Genomic DNA, 212 nt, shown 5'->3' with positions numbered 1-212 from the left:
TGCTAACCCCCCATCTATATAAGTGTATTCATTTCGGGAGAATTTAGTATGCGTTTAGATAAATTAAATAGTAAATTTCAATTAGCTTTGTCCGATGCTCAATCTATTGCATTAGGTCTAGATCACCAATATATAGAAGCGACACATGTATTGCTGCCCATGCTAAATCAAGATGGTCGCGCAATGCGTAGAATCTTGTCTGATCTTGAAAT

General features: G+C 36.3%; 1 protein-coding gene. It reads left to right on the top strand.

Going from position 1 to position 212, the window contains the following annotated elements; genetic code table 11:
• Positions 1–48 precede the first annotated feature (48 nt).
• Positions 49–212 (top strand): Clp protease N-terminal domain-containing protein (locus V6255_RS18900; protein ID WP_341629476.1); only part of this gene is annotated, 164 nt, incomplete at its 3' end.

Origin of the sequence: Psychromonas arctica (assembly GCF_038155225.1) — a bacterium.
Taxonomy (GTDB): domain Bacteria; phylum Pseudomonadota; class Gammaproteobacteria; order Enterobacterales; family Psychromonadaceae; genus Psychromonas; species Psychromonas arctica_B.
The sequence above is the reverse complement of the archived record's forward strand: the minus strand, read 5'-3'. Positions and strand labels throughout refer to the sequence as shown.